The organism is Herbiconiux sp. (assembly GCF_023264895.1).
In the GTDB taxonomy this organism is placed as follows: Bacteria; Actinomycetota; Actinomycetes; order Actinomycetales; family Microbacteriaceae; genus Herbiconiux.
Genome location: NZ_JAHFUY010000157.1, coordinates 1 through 4168 on the forward strand (window position 1 = coordinate 1; position 4168 = coordinate 4168).

Annotated in this window: 4 protein-coding genes; 3 read left to right on the top strand and 1 reads right to left on the bottom strand. The window is 71.6% G+C overall.

The window, feature by feature from the left end; translation table 11 throughout:
• The coding region (locus Q0D57_RS19170) for a choice-of-anchor I family protein (RefSeq protein WP_291047013.1) at nucleotides 1-1911 on the bottom strand (1911 nt) is incomplete at its 3' end.
• Nucleotides 1912-2096: 185 nt separating this feature from the next.
• Between Q0D57_RS19170 and pyrR the strand changes: the two genes are divergently transcribed.
• The 3 genes from pyrR to Q0D57_RS19185 all read left to right on the top strand — a co-directional run.
• Nucleotides 2097-2636: a bifunctional pyr operon transcriptional regulator/uracil phosphoribosyltransferase PyrR gene (gene pyrR / locus Q0D57_RS19175; protein ID WP_291047014.1), complete on the top strand. Its 540-nt coding sequence runs from the start codon at nucleotides 2097-2099 to the stop codon at nucleotides 2634-2636.
• Nucleotides 2633-3589: an aspartate carbamoyltransferase catalytic subunit gene (locus Q0D57_RS19180; RefSeq protein WP_291047015.1), complete on the top strand. Its 957-nt coding sequence runs from the start codon at nucleotides 2633-2635 to the stop codon at nucleotides 3587-3589. The genes pyrR and Q0D57_RS19180 overlap by 4 nt, the downstream gene beginning before the upstream one ends.
• Nucleotides 3586-4168 (top strand): amidohydrolase family protein (locus Q0D57_RS19185; protein WP_291047016.1); only part of this gene is annotated, 583 nt, incomplete at its 3' end. The genes Q0D57_RS19180 and Q0D57_RS19185, both read left to right, overlap by 4 nt.

The window sequence follows — 4168 nt, forward strand, 5'->3', positions numbered from 1 at the left end:
GGCCGCGACGCCCGGCAGGGGGTCGGTGCCGGTGGCGGCGAGGGAGCCGCCGGCGCCGGGGGTGCCGGTGGGAGAGACACCCGCGGGTGCCGAGGGGGTCGGCGACGCCGTCGGGGTCGGGTCGGAGGTCGGCGTGGGCTCGGGCGTGCCCGTGGGCTCGGGCGACGGCGTGGGCGTGGGCGTCGGCGACGGCACGGGGTCGACGAGCACGTCGACGGCGAACGCCGTGGTGGTGCCCGAGACCTCGTTGCCCACGAGGAGCATGGGCTCGCCCGTGGGGGATTCGGCGGCCGGCACGAAGTCGAGGCCCTCGGGCCCGAGGTCGCCCGAGGCCGAGAGCGCCTCCGGTGAGACCGACGGATCCTCGATCGAGAAGTCGCGGTTGTTGACGTAGGTGACGAACGAGGCGTCGGCCGGGTCGGTCACGTCGTAGACGATCACGCCGCCCACCCGCTCGAAGCCGATGAACGCGTAGGTGCGGTCGTCGATCGTGCCGATGGCGAGACCCTCGGGCTCCGGGCCCTTGTCGTCGCTGCGGTTGTCGCTCGAGACATCCGTGTGGCTCGTGTTGAAGGCGCCCTCCGGGAGCGCCTCGGCGGTGATCTCCTCGAACGCGGAGCCCGAGTCGAACACCTGGGCGCCGTCGGCCGACCAGATCGAGAACGAGCGCGAGCCGAAGGAGAACAGCTCTCCGTAGCAGTCGGCGGTCTCGTCGAGGCCGTTCGCGGTGGTGATGTTGAGGCGGCCGAGCTGGTCGTCGGTCACGAACGACTCCAGCGGCTCGCACACCGGTGCGAGACCGTCGGAGCCGAGATCCTTGACCCTCGCCACCTCGCTGAAGCCGTCCCAGTCGCGGCTGTCGCCCTCATTGGCCGAGACCACGAAGGTCTCGCCCTCCGACTCGAAGCTGCCGATGGCGTCGGGCATGTAGAAGCCCTTCACGGGCCAGGCGGCGATGTTCACCGCATCGTCGCGGTCTGAGGCGTCGATCGGCACGCTCAGGTGGTCCTGGGTGCCGAGCGGCAGGATGTCCGTGATGGTCGCCGAGGTGATGTCGACGACACCGAGCGCGTTGGCCTCCTGGATCGAGACGTAGGCGGTGAGCCCGTCGCCCGCCACCGTGAGGTACTCGGGCTCGAGGTTCTCCGAGACCGGGAAGGCCGAGCCCTCGATGCCGCCGAAGATCCGCACGCCCTCGGGCAGGACCTTCGTGCCCCCGGCCTCGAACGCGTGGAAGTCGGCTGTCCGCACCGCTGCCTGCAGGGGCGCTGCGAGCCCCGCGGGAAGGGCGATCACGGAGACGGATCCCTCCGGGTCGACCGAGTAGTCCTCGGCGGGCTCGGCCTCGTTCGCGACGAGCGCCGTGGCGCCGTCGGGGGAGAAGGTCACCATGTCCGGGAGCGCACCGGTGCGGACGGCACCGAGAGCGGATGCCCCGTCACCGGCCGCGTCGAAGAAGACGACCCAGCCGGCGTCGGTCTTCGGGTCGTTCTCGACGGCCAGCGCCACGAGGCCGTCGGCGCGCACGGCCACCGAGTTGGCGACGGCGCTCGGCGGCACGACGGAGCCGTCACCGGCCACGACGCCCGCGGTGACGAGGTCGTGCAGCTTCACGGGAGCCGCGGGGTCCGAGAAGTCGAGCACCTCGGCGACGCCGGCCTGAGCGTTGACGACGAAGGCCCGGTCGGTGCCGGCGTGGAACTGCACGATCTCGGCGGCGCTCTCGTCGAACACTCCCGTCTCGTAACCGGAGATCGGGTCGAGGGCGAGGCGGGCGCCGTCGGCGCTGACGCTGATGGGCTCGCTCACAGGCGCGGCCTGCGCCACGGCGGCGGCGCCGAAGGCGGCTCCGGCGACGAGGGCGGCACCGGCGCACGTGCCGAGCACGGCGAGGGCGGGACGACGGGGCATGGTTCTCCTCAGGTCGGAACGGGGATGGCCCCAGAGCACAGCATTCGGGTGTACGCGGCATGTCCCGGAGGTGTCGTGGCGCTGAACGCGGCGACGGGCCGCCCCGCGACGGCTGATAGGGTGGACGGCGAAGACATGGACATCCTTTAAAGGCCGTACGAGAGACGGGAAAGGAGGTCGGTCGCATGGCGCGCACAGTGCTGCAGCAGGCTGACATTGCCCGGGCGTTGACTCGGATCTCCCACGAGATCCTGGAGTCCAATCGGGGGGCCGACGAACTCGTGCTCCTCGGCATCCCCACGAGAGGCGTCGTGCTCGCCGAGCGGATCGGCGCCGAGATCGGCCGGATCGAGCCGTCGGCCGCGAGCGCCGCCGACCTCGTGGGCTCGCTCGACATCACGATGTACCGCGACGACCTCGCCAAGCACCCCACCCGCACGCCCGCCCCCACCCAGGTGCCGCGGCGGGGCATCGACGGGGCCACGGTGGTGCTCGTCGACGACGTGCTCTACTCGGGCCGCACCATCCGGGCCGCCCTCGACGCGCTCAACGACCTCGGTCGCCCGCGCGCGGTGCGCCTCGCCGTGCTCGTCGACCGCGGTCACCGCGAGCTGCCCATCCGTGCCGACTTCGTGGGCAAGAACCTGCCGACCTCCCGCGACGAGCGCATCAACGTGCACCTCGCCGAGATCGACGGCGCCGAGGAGGTGACGATCGAAGGATGAGACACCTCCTCTCGACCCGCGACCTCACGCGCGACCAAGCCATCCGCATCCTCGACGTGGCCGAGGACATGGCCGACGTGCAGAACCGCGAGGTCAAGAAGCTCCCCACCCTCCGCGGCAAGACCGTCGTCAACCTCTTCTTCGAGGACTCGACGCGCACGCGCATCTCGTTCGAGGCCGCGGCGAAGCGGCTCTCGGCGGATGTCATCACCTTCAGCGCCAAGGGCTCGAGCGTCTCGAAAGGCGAGAGCCTCAAGGACACCGCGCAGACGCTCGCCGCGATGGGTGCCGACGGCGTCGTCATCCGGCACCACGCCTCGGGCGCCCCGCAGGTGCTCGCGCAGAGCGACTGGATCGACGCGGGCGTCGTGAACGCCGGCGACGGCACCCACGAGCACCCGACCCAGGCGCTCCTCGACGCGTTCACGATGCGGCGCAGGCTGCATCCGGGATCGAGTCGTGGCAGGGATCTCGACGGGGTCAGGGTCGTGATCGTCGGCGACATCCTGCACTCCCGGGTGGCCAGGTCGAACCTGTGGCTCCTCCGCACCCTCGGCGCCGAGGTCACCTTCGTGGCCCCCGCCACCCTCGTGCCCTTCGGCGTGGGCAGCTGGCCCGCCGAGGTGAGCTTCGACCTCGACGAGACGCTCCGCAGCACCCGGCCCGACGTGCTCATGATGCTGCGCATCCAGAGCGAGCGGATGAACGCCGCCTACTTCCCGAACGCGCGCGAGTACGCCCGCCAGTGGGGCCTCGACGACGAGCGCCTCACGGCTCTCGGCCCGGATAGCATTGTGATGCACCCCGGACCGATGAACCGCGGCCTCGAGATCTCGGCCGCCGCGGCGGATTCCGCCCAGTCGACCGTGCTCGAGCAGGTCGCGAACGGGGTGTCCATCCGGATGGCAGTGCTCTACCTCCTGCTGTCCGGCGAACGAGAGGCCCTGGCATGACGAGCAGCACCCACCTGCTGAAGGGCGCGACCCTCCCCGGCGGCGCGGTCGCCGACATCCTCGTGCAGGACGGCCGGATCGTGTCGACCGCCCGCGGCTCCTCCGCTCCCACCGACACCACGGTGGTCGACGCCGAGGGCCTCGTGGCACTCCCCGGCCTCGTCGACCTGCACACCCACCTCCGCGAGCCCGGCTTCGAGCAGAGCGAGACGGTGCTCACGGGCACCCGCGCCGCTGCGGCCGGCGGCTTCACAGCCGTCTTCGCGATGGCCAACACGCAGCCCGTCGCCGACACCGCGGGCGTGGTGGAGCAGGTGCAGGCCCTCGGCCGCGCCGCGGGCTACGCGACCGTGCGCCCCATCGGCGCCGTGACGGTCGGCCTCGCCGGCGAGCGGCTGAGCGAGATCGGGGCCATGGCGCAGTCCCGCGCCGGCGTGCGGGTGTTCTCGGACGACGGGAAGTGCGTGCACGACTCGCTGCTGATGCGGCGGGCGCTGGAGTACGTGAAGACCTTCGACGGCGTGATCGCCCAGCACGCCCAGGATCCGCGGCTCACCGAGAACGCGCAGATGAACGAGG